This is a genomic window from Acidicapsa borealis, from assembly GCF_059115245.1.
In genome coordinates, this window is sequence record NZ_JCACNY010000001.1 from 3,869,990 (window position 1) to 3,892,593 (window position 22,604).

The following is a 22,604-nucleotide window of genomic DNA, read 5'->3' on the forward strand; positions in this document are numbered from 1 at the left end:
CAAGTCCACGAACATTCAAATACCCGATCCTCCAGAGGGGGTTACTTGCACGAGAGCTGTCACAATGATCTTGGTCCGTACTGGAAACGCGCTCACCGTGATTGGCGGTTTTGGGTTGGTGTTCTGCTTGTGTCTTTAGCGCTTGCCATTTATGTGATGAGCGATAATCTAGCATTCCTGCCTCATGCATAAAGACTCCATGCGATCACTCCTGGAGTTTGACTACGCCTTCGATGCATTCGAGTTGTCGTAGTGCAACATGATAATCGACCTCGGGTTCACCAGGTATCTAGCGCCCTGCACCGGCACTCCTTCATCTTGCGTCACGAGATCGTTTGGAGATTGGATGGAAGTATCCATGAGACGAAGCCATCCTCGGCCCGAATCTTCCGTGACAGGTGGCAGAGTAAACGCCAACATCTGCCAATAGGAGTTAATCGCGACATATCGAACCTGATTTAGTTGTGGACTCTGTAACGTAAGGGCGATACTGTGCGAGTCCTGACTCCAATCTGGTTTACCGAGTTCGACTCCATGCCATTCAATTCGGGCCCTGATTAAATACTCCTCAAGGCTAAGGCCTCCAGGCTCTGAACCCTCATCGAAATTCAGACGATGTCGATTGAGCTTCTGTACAAACCGAAGTAAATCTGCATTCACATCGCAAAGCCCCCAGTCAAGCCAACTCATTTCATTGTCCTGGCAATACGCATTGTTGTTCCCCATCTGTGTTCGGCGCATTTCATCTCCCATAAGGAGCATGGGCGTCCCGATGGAAAGCAGCGTAAGAGCGAGAAGATTCTTTATCTGCCGTTTTCTAAGCTCGTTTACTTCAGAATCAGTAGAGACACCTTCCGACCCGCAGTTCCAACTAAGATTGGCATTTGTACCATCACTGTTGAGTTCATGGTTAGCCTCGTTGTGCTTGAAGTCGTAGGACACAAGGTCGTTGAGCGTGAACCCATCATGACAGGTGGCAAAATTGATGCTCTGTCCAGCTGGCCGGTTACCAGAACCGTAGAGATCAAGGCTCCCCGAAATTCGTTCGTGTAGCTTGGTTACAGTATCGCGATCTCCCTTGACAAAGGCTCGTATGTCGTCGCGAAATTGCCCATTCCATTCCTTCCACCTATCCCCTCCGAAGCTGCCAACTTGATACAATCCGCCTACATCCCATGCCTCTGCCAAGAGTTTGGTGGATGCCAGAGTTGGGTCGGAATCTATATCCCACAGGATGGGCGGATTTGCCATTGGCTCGCCGCTTTCGTTCCGGGAGAAGATCGACGCAAGATCGAAGCGAAATCCGTCTACATGCATCTCTGAAACCCAATATCTAAGGCTGTCGAGAATCAATCGCTTCACGATGGAGTGATTAGCCTTGAGAGTATTGCCAGCGCCGGCATAGTTGGCGTAGGTGGCCTTGTTTCGGTTCAGAATGTAGTAGTAGCTGTTCTCCACTCCACGAAAGCAGAACGTGGGTCCATGTTCATCTCCCTCGGCAGTATGGTTATAAACAACATCGAGAATGACCTCAATGCCAGCTCGATGCAATGCCTTGACCATGGTCCTGAATTCGTCGAGGCATGCGAGCGAGTCCGGTCGGGTACCGTATCCGAGGTGCGGGGCAAAGAACGACACCGGACTGTACCCCCAATAATTGCTTAAACCGATCGGAGCATCCTGTGTATCGAACTGAAAGACCGGCATCAGTTCGACAGCGGTTATACCTAACTCCTGCAGATAGGGAATTTTCTCGATCACTCCCAGATACGTCCCGCGGTTCTCTTCTTTGACGCCGGATGAAGGGTGCCGCGTAAAACCAGCAACGTGCATTTCATAAATGATTGTCTTGCGGAAAGAATGATCAAGTGGCTTATCTCCTTCCCAGTCGAATCTATCCAGCCTGGCTACCACACTCTTCATCGACGTGGCAGCATTGTCGCCTGGCTGTGACGCTCTTGCTCGACTGTATTCCGGACCAACATGAATACTCTTCGCGTAGGGATCAAGCAGGATCTTCTCAGGATCGAATCGCATCCCGTTTCGAGGATCTTGTGGCCCGTCGACACGATATCCATAGATCTGTCCAGACTCTACTCCCGGGACGAATATGTGCCAATAATGCGACGTTTTATTGAGATTCGAATTGAATGGAATCACGCGGGTTGTAAGCGCATTGTCTACATCATCAAACAGGATTATCGTCACCTTCGTCGCGTGAGCTGAGAAGAGACTAAAGTTCGTCCCGCCACAGATGACCGTAGGACCGAGTGGATAAGGAAGGCTCACATATTGCGACGGAGTGGCCGAAGTGGTTATGTTCGGCGATGCTGGAGATTTGGCCATTTCGATCCTGTTTGAACGCGTGGTTGTGAACCGCTACTCCGAGTAGTTTTGACCTGTGCGAAGTTACCGGAGAATTCGCCCTGACTACAAGCAACCTCGAACCAACAGGAGAAAGAATAGTGAGCAAGCTATGGAAGTAGCAATTCCATAGGCTGCGATTGGGCCCCTTCGACTGTATCCGGTTGAGGCCTTATTGTTCTGTTGGGGATCCAACGGGTTGTAGAGGATGCTAAAGGTTTCGTTCTGTTCTACGGCAACCGGGGAATTGAACTGATCGCTGAAGGTCTTGCCATGGGCGTAGTAAGAAAACGAGATGAGAAATTGCTCTGATGACGAGAACATTCCCAGGCTCAATGTGTGCATCCGGGCAAACTCAAAGTGACAGGAAACAACCTTGGCCTCGGTCTCCATCCATGGATAAGAGGGTTTGGCAAACGGCAAGGGATTTGCGGCTTCTTCTACTATCGCCTGGACATTCCATTTCATTGTTCCCTCACTTCTCTCCCTACGGGTCCAAAAACCTCAGTGCTGCCAAAGAATCTGACCAGACTCAAGAGGAACACACAAATTATGATGCTGAGGGACGATCCTCACTGTGTAGTCGCTGGTTTGCCTGCTTGAATCAACGCGAATTGAATAGTGAAGGACACCATCATGATCCAAGTTTGGCGTACGCTGTGCCTTCACCAGGTACAAGTCATGCCCCGCAACGGGAGTGGCATAGAGCTCCACATCAAAGTCCTCAGGGGCTAACTCGCCTGGCCAGATCTCAATCCTGAAGCAGAGAAAACCTTCATCCAAGCTTGAAATAACGTCGAGGATCCGCACACTACTCCAATGCGTGTTCACCTTCTGCCGCCAAGAGAGTAGGTCCATCCCGAGTTCACTCTTGTTGGCCGCCCTTTGCTTGTAGGCGGTGGCAGCAGGAATGTAGTGATCTTCGGTGTACTCGCGAATGGCCCGGCCAGCAGAAAACTGGGGCGTGAGCCGAGCCATGCTCTCGCGTATGCGTCCAAGCCATTTTGTTGGTAACGGCGTTACGCCTTGCGACGAGACCGATCGCTCATAAAACTCTGGGACGACTTCGCGTTCAAGCAAGTTGTACATTGCCTCTGCCTCTGTGGCGTCCCAGCCTGGGTCTTCTGCGTGCTCGGCTCCATCACCGATAGCCCAACCAACCTCTGGTGCATAGGCCTCCGCCCACCAACCGTCGAGCTCGGAGAAATTGAGACCGCCGTTTACCAACACCTTCATCCCGCTCGTCCCGCAAGCCTCCCAGGGACGCCGAGGAGTATTGATCCAGAGATCGACACCGTGGACAAGTTCCTGAGCCAGGGACATGTCGTAATCGCTCAGAAAGATCACGTGCGAACGCACCTGTGGACGCTTGATGAAGTCATTCCATTCTCGAATTAACGCCTGGCCGGGCTGATCCTGAGGATGAGCTTTTCCTGCGAGAATAAGTTGAAAAGGGCGCTCTGAATTCGAGAGGAGGCGAATGAGGCGCTCAGGATCATGTAACAGGAGATTGGGACGCTTGTAGGTCGCAAATCTGCGCGCAAAACCTACTGTCAGCACACTGTCATCGAAGAGAGCCTTCGCTAGTTCTGCACTCTCGCCTTGGGAGGTGAGTTGCACGGCATAACGCTTGCGCACGGAATCGAGAAGCGCTCTTCGCCCCAGACTGCGCATCTGCCAAATCTGTTCGTCAGTGAGTTTGCGGATTGCTTCGTCTACGGGACGATCCTCATGCCAGCGCTTCTGACCGCAAGCTGTTGTCCACAATTCGTCCGCATCTGCCGAATCCCAGCTTGGCACATGGATGCCGTTGGTAACGTGACCGATCGGCACTTCCTGCTGCGGCCAACGCGGAAACAGTCGCTGGAAGATCTGCCTGCTTACCTGCCCATGAAGTCTACTCACGCCGTTGACTCCACCACTGCCGCGAACAGCGAGATAGGCCATATTGAATGGCTCTGAGTTGTCTTCCCCATTCTCTCGTCCCATCGCGAGTAAAGTCTTAACGGGAATTTTCAGTTCCTCCTGCGCATAATGACTCAAGTAGTTACGCATAAGGTCCGGACTGAATCGATCAAACCCAGCCGTGACGGCTGTGTGGGTAGTAAACAGATTTCCGACCCTTGTCACGGTCAGCGCGAGTTCAAAGGACACCTCATGGCTCTCCATGTAGGATCGAGCGCGCTCAAGTACTGCAAACGCTGCGTGCCCCTCATTGAGGTGACAAACGTCCGGCTTTAAACCCAGTGCGTCCAACAGGCGCCAGCCGCCGATGCCGAGAACAATCTCCTGCTTAAGCCTCATGTCCGCGTCGCCACCGTAGAGCTGGCTTGTAATTCCACGATGGGCTGCGCTGTTTGCAAAGTCATTCGTGTCCAATAGATATAACATCGTCCTTCCTACTGAAACTTCCCAGCATCGGACCCATACCTTGGATCCCGGCATATGAATCGATAGCCTAAGCCACTCGCCATTTGGATGGCGGAGAGGTCGAATGGGCATCTGGCCCGGATCATTGACCGGGTACAGAGCCTGCTGATCGCCATTCGAATCAAACTCCTGACGAAAGTAGCCTTGTCCGTACAACAAACCGATGCCCACGACGGGAATCCCAAGATCGCTTGCCGCTTTCATCTGGTCGCCAGCAACATTGCCAAGTCCGCCAGAGTAGATCGGCAAAGCCTCACTCAACATGAACTCCATACTGAAGTAAGCAGCAATAGATAGGTCTGAATTGGAGTGCTTCCTCTGGAACCATTGGTCAGTTGTGTAAGACTCCCGATTTCTACCAATCACATCATCCAATCGTTTTCGGAAGGCAGGCAAAGCAAGTGCTGCTTCGATCTTTTCTTTCGAAACGGTTTGCAGAATCACCCAGGGATTTTGAGTCGACTCCCATGTCTCCTGATCGAGAATTTGCCAGAGTTCGTCCGATGCATGGTTCCAGGACCAGTGCAGATTGAGGGCGAGTTCTGCCAGATCTTCAACTCCGTCGATCTTCGACCATACAGTTATAGATTTGGGATCAATCACTCTGTTGTTCCCCTTTCTGGGATGCTGGAGCGCTTCCCGAAGTCGACAATGCCTGCCTCACGATGCTTTCAGCCTCAGCCTGGATCTGACGCAAATGTTGCTCGCTCTGGAAGCTTTCCGCATAGATTTTGTAGATCTCTTCGGTACCGGAAGGACGGGCGGCAAACCATCCATTCGCAGCAATAACCTTGACGCCGCCTATAGCATTGCCATCTCCTGGCGCATCGGTTTCAATGGAACAAATGCGTACTCCCGCTAGGCTTGAAACCGCGATATCCGAGCTCTCTTCCCTCGTGTAAGGAATTCGGGACATGTGGTCCGCAATGACTAGGTACTCCACCAGGAGTGGAGAATTTCCTGAACAGGAGGCGCAGACCGTTTTCGTCTGGAGTGATCTCTGGATGGACTTCCGTATAAGAACCTTCGAGATAATAGCTTGCATCGAGCGAAGGGCCACCATGCCCAGGACCGGCGACATAGATGATCTCTGAGTTGTGTTGTTTGATCAGTCTGTTGAGATGGATGTAGATCAAGTTCTGGCCGGGCGAAGTTCCCCAATGGCCGAGGAGTCGCGGCTTAATTTGCTCTGCCTTAAGCGGCTCACGAAGAAGAGGATTTTCAAAGAGGTAAATCTGCCCTATGCAGAGATAATTCGCAGTTCGCCAATGGCGATTCATCTTGTCGAGCAGATCAGGTGCCAGAGGTCCGTCCGGAACAGGGACATCTACTTCAACATAGCCGTTCGCTGCGATGGCAGTCGAGAGCGCTGCATCAAGAATGAATTTCTTATTGTCCAGTGGATTGTCGAAACATTGACTTTCAGAGACTGGACTGCTATCCAGTTCAACAGTCACAGTTTGCCTTCAAATCGAGTCATCAGCGCCACTGTTCAACACTCCTGATCTGGTTAATGACGATTTACTTGAAATTGTGACCACCTCAGATAGTGGCCGAACCCGGTGATGAGTCCTTTTAAACGAGACGGCTGCGTCCACCCAAATCGCTCATCTGTGAGTATGTTGCCAGTGGACTGAAGAATCTGTGCTCTGTAGCTCATGGCGCTGGTGGTCGAGTTCCTTCAGCGCGTCTCGATGACCGGCTCGGATAAAGGATTTTAGGTACGACCGCTCTAGCTCCCTTGATGACTAGTGAGTGCGTTGAAGCCTGAAATCACATCAAAGAGTTCTTCGTCGATTGATTGCTGGCGAATGCGTCGCAGCGTACGATTCAGGTCCTCAAGGATATCTTCAATATTCTTCTCTGCACGCTGCATAGCAGCCAGTCGGCTTGCATTCTCGCTTGCCAGCGACTCAGCACAAGCTTGGAACAGAACTACAAACAGGTATCCGCGTAGGAAGGCGGGCAGTGCCGCGGCTGCACCATCTACCACCTCCGGTAACATGTGGGTTGGCCAAGGCGAAGCAAGCAGCTTTTCCTGCCATGAAAGGTCCAGGGGCAGAAGTCTCTTGCAGACGGGATCATACAAGGCACCAGATTTTGACTTGTTATGAAAGACATACACTTCCCACAACTCACCCTTCTCGCGAGCCGTTTCGATCTCGATGAGAATCTGCCCGACGATTGACGTAATCGAATCGACTGATGTTGGAACCGAGAGCGATAGGACTGGGCATGAAGCCGACTCAAGTAAGAGCCCGCGCGCCCGTTCACCGATTGCCCAAATCTTGCTTATGCTACCCGACACATTCTTAGCTGTGTCTCGAAAGGTATCGACGATGACCTCGTTGAAGCCGCCAACAAGCCCCTGATCCGATCCAAAGACCACGGCTCCATAACCGCCCGGCTTATTGGCTATTGTGAGGTCTGCGATCGGCTCTTGTCCGCTTTCTCGGATGCAAGCGGACAATCCCATCTTCACCGTCCGGTAATAGTCCTCCAGGGACACGACCGCCCGCTCATACTGCCCGATACTGGATGCTGCCAACGCCTTCATCGAACGAACCACAGACTGGAGGTCTTCCGCACCTCCAATTTTCCGACTGAGACCCTCCGTCGTTCCACTCATGAGGTTGAGCCTGTCGTCTGCTTGGCTTGAGTGTCCGCGTGGAAGGATTTGAGAGCTTCAATCGCGACTTGCAGGAGGACCTTTCGATCGTCAGCACACAACTTGGTGTTGGAGGTCAGACGCATCGCTATATCGTGCGAAACATTGGATGTAGCTTTCTCAATGCTCTGCTCCGCGTCGGGCATCTTCTCAAGCGGGACAGAGTCGAAGAGCCCTTCGGCTAGCGCAAGAAGAACCATGATCTGATTGATCGTCGGGACCGGTTGCGAATTGTTTTGTTTGAGACACGATCGGATCCGCTGACCATGGTCAATGATCTTGCGTGTGGACTCATCGAGATGCGTTCCGAATTTCGCGAACGACTCCAATTCCTCGAACTGCGAGTACGCCAGCTTCAGGTTGCCGGCCACCGCTCGGTAGGCGGCCAGTTGAGCTGCACCACCAACACGAGAAACAGATTTACCAACGTCGACCGCGGGAAGAATGCCCAATTGAAAGAGAGTTGGCGAAAGATAAACTTGCCCGTCCGTGATTGAAATGAGATTGGTTGGGATGTACGCGGATATATCTTGCCCCTCCGTTTCAATGATCGGCAGCGCGGTAAGCGAGCCTCCTCCCAAGTCCTGGCTAAGATGCGTGGAGCGTTCAAGCATGCGTGAATGAATATAAAAAATATCGCCGGGAAACGCTTCGCGACCAGGAGGGCGCCGCAGCAAAAGAGAAAGCTCTCGATAGGCACGGGCATGGTTAGTAAGATCATCGTAGACGATGAGAACATCTCGTCCGGACTCCATGAAGTGCTCCGCAATGCTGGTGGCCGCATAGGGCGTGATGTAGACGAGTCCAGGGGCATCGTTGCCTTCTGCAACGACGACAACGGTATATTCCAGTGCGCCTTCTTTCCGAAGGGTAGCCACGGCCTTCGCCACTGCGGACGCTCGCTGGCCAATCGCACAATAGACGCAGACCACATTCTGTCCGCGTTGATTCAGAATGGCGTCGATGGCAATGGACGTCTTACCTGTCTGGCGGTCACCCAGGATCAATTCACGCTGTCCTCGCCCGATAGGCACAAGGGCGTCAATGACTTTGAGACCTGTCTGCAAAGGCACAGAGACAGGTGCCCTGTCCATGATCGAGGGAGCAGGGCGCTCAACGGGAAGACGTTCGTCGGACACGATTGCTCCCTGGTTGTCCAGCGCATTTCCTAAGGGATCCACCACGCGCCCCAGCAAGCCCACCCCGACCGAGACATCCATCACCCGGCCCGTACGTTCGACTTCATCGCCTGCTTGCAATTCCTGGTAGTCTCCCAAAAGAATGACACCAACTTCATCCTCGTCAAGATTGAAAGCCATGCCGAGCATCCCCCCGGAGAATCTCACCAATTCTTCGTAGCCGACACCTGGAAGGCCAGAGATCTTGGCGATTCCAGTAGCAACACTCTTGACCACACCGACTTCACGAGGGAGCAACTGTGGCTCGAACGCATCACGGCCCATTCTTAGATCAGTAAGCGCGCGGTCCAGCGCTCCCTCTAAAAGACCCAGCGCGGTGCTCAATTGGCTCCGGCATGAGCAGCAGTCACATCTTGCCCGGACTTCGGAGTAGCTTCTGTCGCTGGAGTCGATACGACACCGGTCTTCGCCTGGGAATCGACCAGTGCACTCAAGCTGCGGTCAAGCGCGCTCAGATAGGCCGATATATTCCAATCGAGCTTTTGCCCGTTGCCAGTCACTTCAATGCCACAGACCAGCTTCGTATCGACCTCGAAGCCGACGTGAATCTCTGCCGAAAAGCACTCATTCAGAGCCTTCTGTATCGAAGTCTTCTGCTCATCGGAAAGATCGAATGCGCTGCGGACAACTCCAGATCCTCCAGCCGACTTGAGTGCATCCCCCATCAACTGTTTCGGGTCTCCCTGCATATCCCGCAAACGTCGGACGAACACCCCTTCCACTTGCGCTTCTAGCGAGGTAGTTGCTAAATCTGCGAGAGCTTTGCGAGCAATCCCCATCACTTCCACTGTCGCGAGTCGAGTGATTTCTATGCTGAGTCGCGTTTGATCGTCGCGCAGCGCCGTTGCCTGTGCCGCGCGTAAGTTCTCAGCGTCTTCTCTAGCGGCTTTCAGCAATCCATCGCGCTCGGTCTTTACTTCACCTTCGGCCTTGCTGAAGAGTGCGCTGCGTTGCTCATCGAAAGCCTTGTTTTTATTACTGAAATCGTCCTGCTCTTTTTTTGCCTCAGCCTTCTTTGACTCGGCGTCTGCGATGGCACCCGCAATACGCTTTTCGCGAGAGTCGATCGCATCGAGAATCGGCTTGTACAAGAAATGCTTCAATAGCCAGACTAGAATCAGGAAGTTGACCGCTTGTGCTCCTACAGTGAACCAATCGATCAGCATCGTTCACTTCCCCCCGGCGGTTGCGATCGCATGATTCCAGAACGGGTTCGCAAAGATCAGAATCATGGAAACCACGAAGCAGTAGATAGCCAGCGATTCGATCATCGCCAAGCCAACAAACAACGTGCGAGTGATGGTTGGCGAGGCGTCCGGCTGCTGGGCCAGCGACGTCAGAGCTGTAGCCACCGCTCGACCCTCGCCGAGCGCCGGACACATGCAACCGATTCCAATAGTCAAACCCGCTGTGACGATCGATGCTACCGCGATCAATGTGTTGCTATCCATAATTGCTCCTTCTTGGCTAGTGCGTTGTCTTAGAACCTACCGTCGGCGCTTGAGGAGATACTTTAGGCTTGGTTACAAGCGTTGCGGCCGCGATATAGACTCCAGCCAGCACGGTGAAAATGTAGGCCTGAACCATTCCAGTGAGCAGTCCGAGCGCTGTCATCACGATAGGAAACACCAGCGGTACGATCGTCAATAGAATGCCAACGATCATCGCCCCGCTCATCATGTTGCCGAAGAGACGTACAGCCAGAGCCAGAGTGCGAGAGAGTTCACTGATGATATTGAACGGCAGCATGATTGGTGTCGGCTGCGTGTACGTCTTGATGTATCCAAGCCAGCCCTGTTTATCAATCCCAAAGACAGGCACGGCAACAAAGACACTCAGCGCCAGGGCTGCCGTAGTGGACAGGGATCCAGTTGGCGACGTGTACCCTGGAATCACCGTGCACAGACTACATGTCACTACGAAAAGGAAAAGTGTCCCAAGGAACGGCAGATACCTGCGAGGCTCCCCAAGGCCCACCTCTTTAATCTGCTGCTCCAGAGTAGTAACGATAATTTCAAGAGCACTCTGCCATCCAGAAATAGCTCCCTCCGTCGCTAGGCGTCGGGTGATCAGCACGGCTCCCAGCGTCATCGCAAACATCATCGCCCATGTCGTAAAGATCGTCCCGTTGAGTCTGAGAAATCCATACTGCCATAGAATCCACTGATCGGAAGTAAGGTTCATACGCCAGCTCCATCCGCACTCGACGTCGAAACATGAGTCCAATGAAGAGTGAGCTTTACAACTAGCAACCGTCCGATGACGAAACCGATCAAACAAAGAATCAAGGGTTGCCATCCTCTCATGGAGACAAAGTAGAAGGTACCCACCGTAATCGTGGTCCGAATGAGAAGACTTCCAAAGAACAGCGAAGCTGGGTGTTCCGAAATCACACCCTTTCTTACCGTCCACCAGAGACCGCCGAAGAAGAAAAGCCCGATCAGGATTCCCTCAAGCAAAGCTGCGATGAGCGCCCATGCACTATGCATCCGTCTTCTCCTTCTCTTCCTCACTCATGGCCGACCTCTGCTGCGAAAGCCAGTGCCACGCATTGACACAGCCAACCACTAACCCAATCACCATGAGCATCAACGTCCATGAGTGAACTCCCGGATGATGACGGTCCCACCAGAGACCCAGCATCGCTCCCAGAAGTGTTGGAGCGGCCACTGACCATCCAATCAACCCCGACATCCCCAGCCCAAACCACACGCCTTGCGTCGTATCCCGTTGCATTCGGAGTTTACGCGAGGCTCTCGATTCCACCCGGCGAAGAAACTCCGCTTCGGTGTCCTCTGATTTGGCAACGGAGCGCTCATTGCTCATGTTGAAACTCCGCAAGGCGGGCAAGAAGGCCGCTTTCCATTTTTGCGATGACGAGCCGTACGTCGCGCTCCTGTTGATTGATCGTCATGAATTGCTGCTTCACCGTCTCATGCAACTGGCCTAAATCGGCACCCCCGATCGCATGGCGCACCGAAACTAGTACGTTGGGGCCGGCCTTAACGAGTACACCTTCATCGAGCGCAAGATAGACCGTTCCCTCCTTGTGCGTTTCATACGTCAAAATCCCAGGCGATAGCGCAGCCACGCAGTCCAGGCGATTAGGTAGCAAACCAAAGGAGCCTTCCTGCGTTTCGGCAACGATCCGCAACACATCAGTCAGCTCTCCAAATACACAGAAGGGCAATAGAATTCTCATGTTCATTTGCCGTGCTCCGCGCCGATGAGTTGCGGCTTGCTCTGTGTCGGCGGGACTGATGAAGCGCTTGGCTTAGCAGCAGTTTGCGAGTCCGGCTTCTTTGCCTCACCAATGGCTCCAATCATGTAAAGCGCGCTTTCGGGATAGTCCTTGAATTCATCCTTGAGAATTCGCTCGCAGCCATCCAGGGAGTCTTCAAGACTCACCAGCTTTCCACCAATCCCACTGAATTGCTCGGTGGTGAAAAATGGCTGCGTCAAAAATCGTTCCAGTCTGCGCGCACGGGCAACTGCATTGCGATCCTCCGGAGATAGCTGTTCAAGGCCCAGCATCGCGACGATATCCTTGAGGGCCTCGTATTGTGCCAACGTGCTTCGAATGTCCTGCGCCACCTTGTAGTGCCGCGCACCTACAATACCCGGTGTCGCCATATTTGAATTGGATTGAAGAAGGTCGATTGCAGGGTAGAGTCCCTCACTGGCTCGCTTTCGCGAGAGCACGATCGAAGCGGAGAGATGGGAGAAGACATGTACGGCTGCCGGGTCCGTAAGATCATCGGCTGGTACATACACAGCCTGGATAGACGTAATTGCACCAGCCTGAGTATTGGCTATGCGCTCTTCGAGGCCTGCAAGTTCGGTGCTCATCGTCGATTGATAACCGAGACGGGAAGGCATCTCTCCCATCAATCCAGATACTTCCATGCCGGCCTGAATGAAGCGAAAAATATTGTCGATCAGCAGTAGGACATCACGATGCTCATCGTCGCGAAAATACTCAGCCATCGTAAGAGCCGTTGCGCCTACCCGTGCGCGGCTTCCCGGTGGCTCATTCATCTGGCCGTACACCATGACCATGCTCTTAAGCACGCCCGCTTCCTTCATGGCGCTGTAGAGCTCCGCGCCCTCACGGCAACGCTCACCGATTCCGCAGAAGATACTCACACCCTTCTGATGACCGATCATGTTGTGAATCATTTCTGTCAGCAGAACAGTCTTACCCACGCCTGCACCGCCAAACAGACCTGCTTTGCCTCCACGCTCCAATGGAACCAGGACGTCGATAGCCTTAATTCCGGTTTCGAATATCTCGGACTTGGTAGAGCGCTGAGACAACCGTGGCGGAGCCTGATGGATGTTGCGCCATTCAACTTCCGCTGGCGCTGGTCCGCGATCGATTGCATTGCCGAATACATCGAACATTCTCGATACAATTGTTTTGCCCACCGGAGCCTGAAGAGGAACACCCGTATCCTCAACCCGCGATCCACGAGCCAGGCCTTGAGTAGGCGTCAAAGCGATTGCCCGAACCCTGCCCTCGTCCAACTGCTCCAATACCTCAGCGATGATCTCCCTATGCTCACCAGCGCGCAGGACTGAGAAGATGGCAGGCAGTCTTTGGTCAAAGCGCACATCCACAACACTCCCGCGCACAGACACAACTGTGCCGCAGTTCTTGGCGCTGTCCAAACCGCTCATCGGTGGCCATCGTGGATTATGCACGCTCCGCAGGGGTCATTTGTGTAACGAACCTCATTGAGCCAACCCAATCGCGATGGCCTTCTGGCGGTTCACTACCCTCCGTCAGTATGGTTATTGGGTATCCGAACAATCTGAGCAGTTCGACACATGCACTGTCCGCCCGAGATCAGACTGGAGCGGCGCTCTCACGGATAGAGCAATTGGAACCTGATTCTCTGTCTCGATCAGTGTGATGCTATTGGTAGCTGAGCGCCGCGTGATCGCACTATTCTGCCTGCTTTTCTTCCCAGGTGAGCAAATGCCTTTAAGGAGAACCCCAATGCGTATAGGAATTGCCTCGGATCACGGCGGATTTGATCTGAAGCGCAACATTGCATCTTCGCTCAAGCAGGCAAGCTTTGATGTGGTTGACTACGGCGCTCACCAACTCGACCCCACTGACGACTACCCCGACTACATTGTCCCCATGGTGCGAGCGGTTGCAACTGGAGAGGTAGATCGCGGAATTGCACTCTGCGGCAGTGGCGTGGGCGCTTCCATTGCTGCGAACAAGATTTACGGTGTGAGGGCTGGCCTCATTCATGATGTCTTCTCGGCTCATCAGGGTGTGGAAGATGATGACATGAATGTATTTTGCCTCGGTGGCAATGTGATTGGAGCTGCGCTTGCCGAGGAGTTAATATTCACTTTCCTGAAATCTCATTTCAGCGGCGAAGAACGTCACCTTCGCCGCGTGAACAAGGTCCGGGACCTAGAAGCCGCAGAAAGCCTTAGCTAAAAGCGCCGCGCAATTCCATCGTCCGCCCTTCATGATCCACTTGCATGCCCTTCCCCAATCCACTCTGGGCAGACGAGACCAGTTGTTCTTCTGAATAGGATCGATACTGGCCGAATGACTACATACGTTCGCCACGATCATGAGTTGCTTCTTGAGAGTCTGTTGAGTGGCAAGCTGCCACGCAACCTGCTTGGGACCAGGTGATCGGACTCATTTCTCAAATTGGAGAGGTGCTGCCCCACGATGGTGTCGAACTCACGTTCGTCGTGGGAAATGAGCGAGCGCTTTTCAATCACCCAAATCGCGACGAGTTTGAAGTGGAAGAGATCTCAAAGCGCCGCAGATTCATCAAAGAGGCGGCACTCGCAGTAGGCCCAGATGATTCACATCAGGCCAAACGAACGATCGTCGTGATCGATCATCATGTCGCGCATATCTATCAGAATGTTGAGAGTGCGGAAGCGGACGAAAAGGTAGTCAAGCCCTATGATCCTTTTCGGTTTCACCATCATCTGATTCACCGCAAAGAATCCCACTACAGCGGGGATCGGGTTCCTGAGGAGAAATCCTATTACGAGGAGATCGCGAAAGACATGGTGGGTTCAGACGAGATCATCCTCGTCGGGCACGCCAAGGGCAAGAGCAGCGCCATGGGCTACCTGACTGAGTTCTTGACTACTCATCATCCTGATCTATTCAAGCTGGTTAGAGCTACGGAGATCGTGGATCTTTCTGCGCTCACACAGGCAGAGATCGAGGTGATTGCCCAAAGGCATCTTTGGAATGATGACGGCAGCCGATTGAGCCATGGGTGCGTCAGTCAGTCACGGATACCGATGCATCCTTGACAGATCTGAGAAGGAGTAAGGAGCACTGGACAAGCTTGACCAATTTCTCTGCGATCGATCCAAACACCATTGCACGCCATCCAGAAATGCCATGCGTTGAGACCACGACGAAGTCTATCTTTCGCGTTCAATCACCAACATGATGTTTCCAACGACATCGTGTCCGCTTTCAATCCCAGATTGGGCACTAACTCCGCTAGTTACCGATCCGGCTGCAACCTTAGTCAACCGCGTCCCGGTATGTTCTTTTGCGTCTTTTAGGAAATCGCCCTCTGGGAAATAGTCGGTCGGATATCCTGTACCCGGAATCATAGTCAAGACAGGGACAGCATGCAGCAGGTAGATTTGCGCTCGCTAGTGTAAAGCGAGATCGATGGCAGTTTCCAACGCGGCGCCGGACGATGGGGAGGTGTGGAAAGCATCAGCGGGAACGGAATTGAACCGGTGTCCCCGGTTTAAGAAATTGCGCGCAAGATCAATAGCGATAACTAATTGATTTGATTGGCTCCTCAGGTAGGACTCGAAGCTACAACCCTTCGGTTAACTGAACAATTTTCGATGTATTATCAACGACTTACGCGGAACGGCTGGCAACCTAAAGTCATGGTAAGTAACGATAAGCAAGGCTTAATGTGGGGGGATTGTGGGGTGAAACGTGCTTACTTACTGGACGTGTGCCCCTCTAAGCGTTGCTTGATTTCAGACGCGATTATGCCTATCAACGGCATGTCGGATACCAGATTTGAAAATCCATATCACCCGTTCCCACTGATCTCGGAGGAGGACCAGTCATCCCTTGAGACGGGGTCCGTCTATTTCTGCCTGTGGTTAAGAGCTCTATTGGGCTTCGAATCCCCTTCTCTCCGCCATTCCTATTACATTCACTGGTTTAGAGTAAGGTTTGATAGCTTGCTAGCCAGCTTGCTACCCGAGGCGAAAGAATAAGCTATGTCGGAGGCATTTGCTCGGTATTACCCCTCAGGGGAATACATGCGCAAACCAGTATTACTCTACCTTCGGGTCCGTTCGGCCGCCGGCAAATGGATCTACGTTCCGCCCGCCAAATCACCCAACCACAAGATCAAGCCGCTATGGGGCATTGTCGATGGTGTACCGCGGCGTTGTCCCGAAGGTTCCTACCACCTTCGCGACCGCGAGGGCGGAAAGCGCCAGTGGGTAAACGTCGGGATTGACCTTGATGTTGCCACCACGGCTCTGGCACGCAAAACTGCGGAGCTAAACGGCCTTTCCGCTGGCATGGTCAAGGCAGACCCTGCACCGAAAAAGGCGGACGACTCGAAGCTTGAATCTAAGGCGCCTGGACGCTCTATCCAAGACTTCGCGGCAGCCTACATCTTGGAGATCAAAACCCATCGGTCGGTTAAGACCCTTCGTGCGTACGCAAAGATCAGTCGCGAAAGGCCACACGAGCTGGAACTGTAACGGTGATGGTGCTTCCTTCTCCCGCATGGCTGCTAATTTCGAGTCGAGCACCGATGTGCTTAGCGCGTTCGCGCATTCCCAGTAATCCCCAGTGGCCCGCCTTGCCTGCGGAAAGCACGTCCGCGTCGATCCCAATGCCGTCGTCTTTGATTCGTAGAGCAAGAGCAGTTCTGGAATATTCCAAGGATACAGTTATTCCAACAGCGTCGGCATGACGAAAGGCGTTGGTTATTGCTTCTTTCCCGATCCTGCCAATTTCCTCGCTGACGACCGGGTGTACAAGCCGCTTCTTCCCTACGACAATGAATTCATAGGTAGTGGAGAACGTCGGATCAAGCGCCTCTTTTGGCGATGAAAAACAAGACTCTAAGTCCCTCGTCTCGCCATCCGTACCTCGCAACCCCTGAACTGCAAGTCGGCCCTCTTCAATTACCTGCTCCATCATTTCGAGAATTGGTTTCAAATCCTGGGATGCACGGAACTGTTCAGTTTTCTGCTCTGAAATGATGTGGAGATGCATGAGAACGCTGATGAAGCCTTGCAGGAGAGTGTCGTGCAATTCTCGCGCGATGCGGTTCCTTTCCGAAATCCGCTCATCCGCGAAAGCATTTGCCCGAGCGATCACAAACTTGATACGTGCTTGATATATCCAGATGGCAAGAGAGAGAAAAAGCGCGACAATCGCAAGACGGACAGACATTCGTTGCATGAAGGTGGGCTCTACGACGATTGGGAGCACCGCGCTTTGCGAAGACCACTCCCCTTGACTGTTCTGAGCCATGACTCGAAACGTGTAAGGGCCGGGACGAAGATTCGTATAAGCAGCTTGACGAGACTTCGTTACTTCACTCCATCGTTGATCGAACCCGTCCAGCTTGTACCGGAGCCGGACTTGTTCAGGCGCCCGGAAGTCAAGCCCATCGAAATAGAGCGTAGTGCGCCGGGTGCCCGGGGGTATGCGAACCTCAGATGCGAGCGACAAAGGCGTTTCGTCAGCTAGCACAGCCGAGGTATGTGCTAGTGCAAGTACAGGAACCTGCTTGCGATGAGAGTCTATTACTGAAAGTCCTGCATCAGTGGCCACGTAAATGCGTCCCTGTCCGTCAGCAACAATCGACCTTGTGCGCTGCACGCCAGCTGAAGTTATCAGCCCATCTGTCCTGCCATAACTTCGGAGTGAGGACAGAGCAAGCCCCGTCGGCGTGCTTTCCAGCGTTGCGCTCAAGAGTTGATCCGTTGTTGAGAGCCAGAGTTTGTCACCTTCTTTCGCTATGCCGAGGATCGGCTCTCGTAAAGTCGGGTTTGTGAATTTGTTCACATGTTGGTCTCTGCGATCCATGTAGGCGAGACCTTGTTCCGTTCCCAGGAGAAGAAAATTCCCGGCAGAAAGTAGACTAAGGATCTCTGGCTGTGTATTGCCGCTCTGGATCTCGCGGTGCCACGCGCCGGAGCGGAATTTAGAGAGGCCAGCCGGCGTGGCCACATAGACAGAGCCATCGTCTGCCCGCTCGATGGCCGTTACGGAATTTGAGCCTATGCTGTTTGCTTCAAAGCTCTGAAAATGTCCACTCTCCAAATGGCTCAGTCCTTTTGTTAGCCCCCCCGCCCAAACGCTGCCATCAGACAGAGCACGCACAGCATACACGCTGTTTTGCGCTAGTCCCTCCTTTGTGGTCCAAGTGCGAACTGACATGTGGTCATGCTCCGAGCGAAGCCGCGTCAGACCTCCTCCCCGACGCCCCAGCCAGACGTCCTGGCCCACGCAATCGATGGAATATACGGTGTCCCAGTCAAGACCATCGATGGAGACTTTGTGTGGACTGAGTCCGCTCATCCAATACAGTCCACCCTCTAGACCCGCAAACCATACGTGCCCGAGTTCATCTACAGCCACGGCTCCAATGCCTTTTGCAGCGATCGCTGCAGGGAGTTCGTAGGTCAGAATCGTTGGCTCACGCAATTGCTCCAGCTTCTGCCCGTCTCCGAACCAAATGTCTCCCTCTCTATCCGCGAGGAGCGCTGTGACCGCTAGCGCGGTGCGTTGTATCCACTCTGCTCTTCCGTCTGAGACTCGCAACAAACCTGCAGAAGTACCTACCCAAACAGAGCCTTCGTTATCCTGCGTCAGGGCCAGCACTTGAAGATTTTCGGTTCCAGGAGTTGGCTTATCGATATAGTTCGCATCCCTATCCAAATGGTACAAACCATGTTCTGTTCCGATCCAGAGTCGCCCGTCAGAACCCGCGAACAGGCAATCGATCGATTTGGTATCAATTGTCCCAGGAACCTGCTTGGACTCGCCATTCGACCAACGGTTGAGGCCATGCCCTCGGGTACCGAACCACACGCTCTGCGGCTGTGTCTGCGCGACAGCGGCTACCATTGAGGGCCCTCGAGTGTGAAAGTCCTCCACCCGGTCGCCCTGCAGCCGTACTAGTCCGCGGGATGCCGCCGAAGCAAGCAGTCCCTTGCCCCAAGCCGGCGCGATAGCGTAGACAACGTCGGTATCTTGGGAAATAGATTGAACCAATTCTGCCCGTTCATTTGCCACGATCCGCAGCAACTTGGCTTCGCGCGTCCGCAACCACAAAGTACCTTCGTGATCGACAACGACTTCTATCACAGGTGAGTGTGCTGTACGATCCGGTAATGGGAAAGGTTGAAAATAGAGTCCGTCAAAGCGCAGTAGACCCTTTTCAGTACCGAGCCACAGGTAGCCGTCAACGCCCTGAGCGATGCTCGAAATTTGACCGGCCGAGAGTCCCTGTTCAGCGCTCCAGACTCTCGAATCGAAGCGTCCAGCTAACCGACCATCCTGTGCAAGCGAACTCGTCGCGGCGTCGACCAACATCAGCGCAAGCAAACACGTAAGCAGTTGACGAAACCTACGGCTCACGGCAAGTACTCAAAATCTTCAAGAATGATCTCAGAATCCTGAGAGAAGGGGACCTTCGGATATGCGAAAGGGCAAAAGTTAAGGTACATGCGTTGATTCTTGTATGTAGGTATTCCAGACGTGAAGCTCCAGCGAGTGATTTCCTTACCGCTGCTTCCGTCCTTGCTTACATACTCGGCTCGTCCAGGTGACCAGCGTAAGAGAGTCGTCACTGGGCCCGGCTCCAGTTCGAAGTGATGAACGTTAGTTGCTAGGTGATACGGCTGGATAACGTACTCTGCATTCTCATTATGCGTGTTTCCCCAACGACTGAGGTGAAATTCAAGTTCACGATGCTCACCTGGACGGTCGACATCATTTGACGTGAAGATGTTGAGTTCCGCGGCAGGATCAATTTGTGCAGGAACGACGAGTTTGAACCTATAGCTGCCATAGCCTAAGGTCTGTACAAGACTGATCTGAGCGCACGTCCTTTGATTGCCGAGTGTTCGGATGCGAAGGTGCAATGCTCCATGTTGATCTGTCTCGGCATTCTCTGGGAGGTAGTAGCGATGAATGTAATCAAGGCTCCCGAGACGAAACTCGTTGCGCCAATCATATCCTCCGAAGCGAAGCGGCCTTGCCGCGTGATCTACCTTGTCTATCGGGCTCGGTGCGCCCGGAACGGTGGCGACGGACATTACATCCCCACCGACTGACGGAAGGCTGGACATCTTTTCGCTGATTTGAAAGGAAGGGGACACCACCAATGCACCGTATGCCTCTCCGAGATGAATTCTGGATGTCCAACTTCCATCGGGGGCTATCGGTGTGAACGGAGTATGCACGTCGGGCTGTACCCACCATTTTCCTGCGCGAGCAACAAGTACCAAGCGATCCCCAGCGCTCGTTCCAAATACACGGCCCGATATGATGCCCTGCGTGTCCGGTCCACCAGGACTGACTTCAGGGACATTTGTGAAAATGATCTGAGGGCGCGGCGGTTTACAACCAAAGAGAAGAACAAACAGGGCTATCATTCCAGTGACGGCTAACCACCTTTGAATCTTGTTTCCCGACGTTTTGAAATTCCTCGAATTAGCCTGCACAGCTTTCAACCTTCCTGAGCATTCTCAACGCCCCGGGGATCAGCGACTGGGACTTTTGAATCGCGAGTCACCGTACGGTGAATATTCACAAATCCAGGAACCCGCGTTTCAGCGCGATCATGACGGCGTGGGTGCGATCACTAGCCCCAAGCTTGGACAGTATGTTCCGAACGTGACCCTTCACCGTATGCTCCGAAACGTACAGGTCTGAGGCAATCAGCTTATTTGAGTTCCCCTCGGCTACAGAACGTAAGACATCAAGTTCACGACCCGAGAGAACCTCTTCCGCAGCGTGCTCCGCCATAACTGAAGCGATTTCAGGTGGAATTCTGCGGCACCCAGAGTGGACGAGCCGGACTGTGTCGGTCAATTCTGTCCGCATCATACCTTTGAGCAGGTATCCTGATGCACCAGCCTTGAAAGCCCGCAAAGCCTGCACGTCTCCACTAAATGTTGTAAGGACGATGATGCGGGCTCCGGGATTTTGCTTGCGTATGGCGGCAATAGCGTCAATCCCGCTCATCTTGGGAAGACGGAGATCCATAAGCGTGATGTCAGGCCTGTGTTGCCGGAATAGCTCGATCGCCTCCTCCCCGCTTGCAGCTTCTGCAACGACCGACATTCCAGGCTGAGCGTTCACCGCTGCGGTAATGCCGGCGCGAAGCAACGGATGATCATCCACTGCTAATACACGGATCGTATGCGGGCTAGTCATATTTGCCTCCGAAACGCCCAGTCTCGATGAGCTTACACTTAAGAATCCGCCTCCGAACAGCTCGAAAGTATGGGTCCGCACAATTTTAATCCCTCGAAAGGACTGCGCTCAAAACCTCTTTTCGCGGTTTGAGTCTTGGCAATTCCCCTATAGCTTGGGTTTATTACACGCAAATCGAGGTGAATTCATGGTCTATGCCTGTCTTGCATTTCTTATCGGAATCGTCGCCGGCCTTCGCGCCCTTACAGCACCGACGCTCGTCAGTTGGGCCGCTCGGTTTGGCTTGCTGCCCCTGGACGGCACTTTGCTTGCGTTTCTCGGCTATCGTTGGACACCGTGGATCTTCTCTCTTGCGGCGCTCGGCGAGCTGATCAATGACAAGCTTCCTCAAACCCCAAGTCGAAAGGTTCCTATGCAGTTCATCACACGGGTTTCCACCGGAGCCCTCTCAGGTGCGGCCCTGACGACTGCCCATGGCGGCATCGCCTCCGGACTCATCGTGGGCGGCACAGGCGCTGTAGTTGGAACCCTTGTGGGAGCTGAAGTTCGCACTAGGCTCGTCAAGGCGATCGGAGGCAAAGACCTACCCATCGCTCTCCTCGAGGACGCGATCGCTGTGGTCGGTGCTCTCCTGATCGTAAGGCAATTTTCATAAACGACGCCTTCGATTTGATAGTCGTTGGAGGAGGGCGGACCGGTCTAACCCAAGCTGAGCATTGTCAGTATGCAATGCGTAAGCGACTTCAACTCCCTCGTCAATCCGCAGGCCGTTCCTCTCTGGCAAACCACAAAGCGAGGAGACGCTTGACAAGACGAAGTATTCCTATATGACAACACCCAAGAGAAGAGACATGATTCAGCCGATTACTGCCTAGACAGCAATCGGCTTTTACCAGTCGGATGCCTCACACTTTGGAAAGCATTGATCTATCAATTGAGCGGCTTTGTCAGCTCGGCTCCATCTTCTGCTACGAAGACTGCCAGCAAACTCGCTGACTCTCGCTGGCTGGCGTTCTCACTAATCAAGTGTTGACTCATGGGCGGCTCGAAAAAGGACTCTCCGGTTTTGTAAATACGGGCCGGCCCGGTCGCAGAGTTTTGCGACCGAATGGAACCGCTCAGGACATATACCAGTACACTTCCAGCATGACGATGCGCCTGGCTCCTGCCGCCTGGCGCGTAATACACCCGCTGCATTGTTATGCTGCTTCCTGAAACGTTAGGCAGTTTGGTCGTGAAAACAGTAGTTACTTGAGCCTCGCGTTTTGGTAGTACTGCTAAGGCAACGATCGCGCAACCTGCTGAGAGGCTTAGCATAGTCACCGTGAGCCGGGTCCGACCGAGAATCCGGTGACCGAGCGTGGACACAACCCTTAATCGTCTTAGGGAAAGGTGCATCATAGCTGTCTTCTCCTGTCATCAGTTTCATAGTTATGGCGAAAGTCTGTTGTTATTCGTCTTCATTAAGCTAAGACCCAGCAGGTGAAGCGAA

The 22,604-nt window shown here is 53.2% G+C and carries 23 protein-coding genes; 4 read left to right on the forward strand and 19 right to left on the reverse strand.

What is annotated here, in order from left to right; all coding sequences use genetic code 11:
• Positions 1–222: 222 nt before the first annotated feature.
• The 14 genes from glgX to atpD all read right to left on the reverse strand — a co-directional run bounded on the left by glgX (position 223) and on the right by atpD (position 13,341).
• Positions 223–2,346: a glycogen debranching protein GlgX gene (gene glgX / locus AC5S27_RS15830; protein WP_493935537.1), complete on the reverse strand. Its 2,124-nt coding sequence runs from the start codon at positions 2,344–2,346 to the stop codon at positions 223–225.
• A gap of 84 nt (positions 2,347–2,430) precedes the next feature.
• Positions 2,431–2,832, reverse strand: coding sequence for a hypothetical protein (locus AC5S27_RS15835; protein WP_493935538.1), 402 nt, complete (start codon positions 2,830–2,832; stop codon positions 2,431–2,433).
• Positions 2,833–2,868: 36 nt separating this feature from the next.
• Positions 2,869–5,397 (reverse strand): alpha-glucan family phosphorylase, encoded by a 2,529-nt coding sequence (glgP, locus tag AC5S27_RS15840; RefSeq protein WP_493935539.1) that lies wholly within the window; start codon positions 5,395–5,397, stop codon positions 2,869–2,871.
• A complete protein-coding gene (locus AC5S27_RS15845; protein WP_493935540.1) occupies positions 5,390–5,710 on the reverse strand; it encodes a hypothetical protein in 321 nt (106 codons plus the stop codon). The genes glgP and AC5S27_RS15845 overlap by 8 nt, the downstream gene beginning before the upstream one ends.
• On the reverse strand, positions 5,628–6,251 hold the full coding sequence (locus AC5S27_RS15850; protein WP_493935541.1) for a phosphoketolase family protein: 624 nt from the start codon (positions 6,249–6,251) through the stop codon (positions 5,628–5,630). Before AC5S27_RS15850 ends, AC5S27_RS15845 begins: the two co-directional genes overlap by 83 nt.
• A gap of 275 nt (positions 6,252–6,526) precedes the next feature.
• Positions 6,527–7,423, reverse strand: coding sequence for a F0F1 ATP synthase subunit gamma (locus tag AC5S27_RS15855; protein WP_493935542.1), 897 nt, complete (start codon positions 7,421–7,423; stop codon positions 6,527–6,529).
• The gene (locus AC5S27_RS15860; protein WP_493935543.1) at positions 7,420–8,985 is read right to left on the reverse strand and encodes an alternate F1F0 ATPase, F1 subunit alpha; all 1,566 of its coding nucleotides are present in this window, start codon (positions 8,983–8,985) and stop codon (positions 7,420–7,422) included. The genes AC5S27_RS15855 and AC5S27_RS15860 overlap by 4 nt, the downstream gene beginning before the upstream one ends.
• The gene (locus tag AC5S27_RS15865) at positions 8,982–9,827 is read right to left on the reverse strand and encodes a F0F1 ATP synthase subunit delta (RefSeq protein WP_493935544.1); all 846 of its coding nucleotides are present in this window, start codon (positions 9,825–9,827) and stop codon (positions 8,982–8,984) included. The genes AC5S27_RS15860 and AC5S27_RS15865 overlap by 4 nt, the downstream gene beginning before the upstream one ends.
• Before the next feature lie 3 nt (positions 9,828–9,830).
• Positions 9,831–10,112: a F0F1 ATP synthase subunit C gene (locus tag AC5S27_RS15870; RefSeq protein WP_493935545.1), complete on the reverse strand. Its 282-nt coding sequence runs from the start codon at positions 10,110–10,112 to the stop codon at positions 9,831–9,833.
• Positions 10,113–10,128: 16 nt separating this feature from the next.
• Positions 10,129–10,845, reverse strand: a complete 717-nt coding sequence (locus AC5S27_RS15875) for a F0F1 ATP synthase subunit A (protein WP_493935546.1) — start codon at positions 10,843–10,845, stop codon at positions 10,129–10,131.
• Positions 10,842–11,150 carry an N-ATPase subunit AtpR gene (locus AC5S27_RS15880; RefSeq protein ID WP_493935547.1) on the reverse strand — a complete coding sequence of 103 codons (309 nt, stop codon included), beginning with the start codon at positions 11,148–11,150 and terminating at the stop codon, positions 10,842–10,844. Before AC5S27_RS15880 ends, AC5S27_RS15875 begins: the two co-directional genes overlap by 4 nt.
• Positions 11,143–11,487 carry an AtpZ/AtpI family protein gene (locus tag AC5S27_RS15885; protein WP_493935548.1) on the reverse strand — a complete coding sequence of 115 codons (345 nt, stop codon included), beginning with the start codon at positions 11,485–11,487 and terminating at the stop codon, positions 11,143–11,145. The genes AC5S27_RS15880 and AC5S27_RS15885 overlap by 8 nt, the downstream gene beginning before the upstream one ends.
• On the reverse strand, positions 11,477–11,869 hold the full coding sequence (locus AC5S27_RS15890) for a F0F1 ATP synthase subunit epsilon (RefSeq protein WP_493935549.1): 393 nt from the start codon (positions 11,867–11,869) through the stop codon (positions 11,477–11,479). Before AC5S27_RS15890 ends, AC5S27_RS15885 begins: the two co-directional genes overlap by 11 nt.
• Complete coding sequence (gene atpD, locus AC5S27_RS15895) at positions 11,866–13,341, reverse strand: F0F1 ATP synthase subunit beta (protein ID WP_493935550.1); 1,476 nt, start codon at positions 13,339–13,341, stop codon at positions 11,866–11,868. The genes AC5S27_RS15890 and atpD overlap by 4 nt, the downstream gene beginning before the upstream one ends.
• Positions 13,342–13,663: 322 nt before the next feature.
• Here atpD and AC5S27_RS15900 point away from each other — a divergent pair, with 322 nt between their 5' ends.
• Together AC5S27_RS15900 and AC5S27_RS15905 are read left to right on the forward strand one after the other, a co-directional pair.
• Entirely contained in the window at positions 13,664–14,122 is a 459-nt protein-coding gene (locus AC5S27_RS15900) for an RpiB/LacA/LacB family sugar-phosphate isomerase (RefSeq protein ID WP_493935551.1), read from the forward strand.
• Between the two features lie 230 nt (positions 14,123–14,352).
• Positions 14,353–14,970 (forward strand): hypothetical protein, encoded by a 618-nt coding sequence (locus AC5S27_RS15905; protein ID WP_493935552.1) that lies wholly within the window; start codon positions 14,353–14,355, stop codon positions 14,968–14,970.
• On the opposite strand, the gene AC5S27_RS15910 is transcribed toward AC5S27_RS15905, so the two are convergent.
• On the reverse strand, positions 14,939–15,088 hold the full coding sequence (locus AC5S27_RS15910; protein WP_493937322.1) for a universal stress protein: 150 nt from the start codon (positions 15,086–15,088) through the stop codon (positions 14,939–14,941). The two genes, AC5S27_RS15905 and AC5S27_RS15910, sit on opposite strands and share 32 nt — an antisense overlap.
• An 872-nt stretch (positions 15,089–15,960) precedes the next feature.
• Here AC5S27_RS15910 and AC5S27_RS15915 point away from each other — a divergent pair.
• Positions 15,961–16,413 carry a hypothetical protein gene (locus AC5S27_RS15915; RefSeq protein WP_493935553.1) on the forward strand — a complete coding sequence of 151 codons (453 nt, stop codon included), beginning with the start codon at positions 15,961–15,963 and terminating at the stop codon, positions 16,411–16,413.
• Here the strand turns inward: AC5S27_RS15915 and AC5S27_RS15920 are convergent.
• From AC5S27_RS15920 to AC5S27_RS15930, 3 genes are all read right to left on the reverse strand, one after another.
• Positions 16,379–19,309 carry a sensor histidine kinase gene (locus AC5S27_RS15920; RefSeq protein ID WP_493935554.1) on the reverse strand — a complete coding sequence of 977 codons (2,931 nt, stop codon included), beginning with the start codon at positions 19,307–19,309 and terminating at the stop codon, positions 16,379–16,381. The genes AC5S27_RS15915 and AC5S27_RS15920 overlap by 35 nt on opposite strands.
• The gene (locus AC5S27_RS15925; RefSeq protein ID WP_493935555.1) at positions 19,306–20,406 is read right to left on the reverse strand and encodes a LamG domain-containing protein; all 1,101 of its coding nucleotides are present in this window, start codon (positions 20,404–20,406) and stop codon (positions 19,306–19,308) included. Before AC5S27_RS15925 ends, AC5S27_RS15920 begins: the two co-directional genes overlap by 4 nt.
• A gap of 76 nt (positions 20,407–20,482) precedes the next feature.
• On the reverse strand, positions 20,483–21,112 hold the full coding sequence (locus AC5S27_RS15930; RefSeq protein ID WP_493935556.1) for a response regulator: 630 nt from the start codon (positions 21,110–21,112) through the stop codon (positions 20,483–20,485).
• A 187-nt stretch (positions 21,113–21,299) separates the two neighbouring features.
• On the opposite strand from AC5S27_RS15930, the gene AC5S27_RS15935 reads away from it, so the two are divergent.
• Positions 21,300–21,767 carry a DUF4126 family protein gene (locus tag AC5S27_RS15935; protein WP_493935557.1) on the forward strand — a complete coding sequence of 156 codons (468 nt, stop codon included), beginning with the start codon at positions 21,300–21,302 and terminating at the stop codon, positions 21,765–21,767.
• Between the two features lie 275 nt (positions 21,768–22,042).
• Here the strand turns inward: AC5S27_RS15935 and AC5S27_RS15940 are convergent, their stop codons facing one another.
• Positions 22,043–22,513: a cupin domain-containing protein gene (locus tag AC5S27_RS15940; RefSeq protein ID WP_493935558.1), complete on the reverse strand. Its 471-nt coding sequence runs from the start codon at positions 22,511–22,513 to the stop codon at positions 22,043–22,045.
• Between the last annotated feature and the right edge of the window lie 91 nt (positions 22,514–22,604).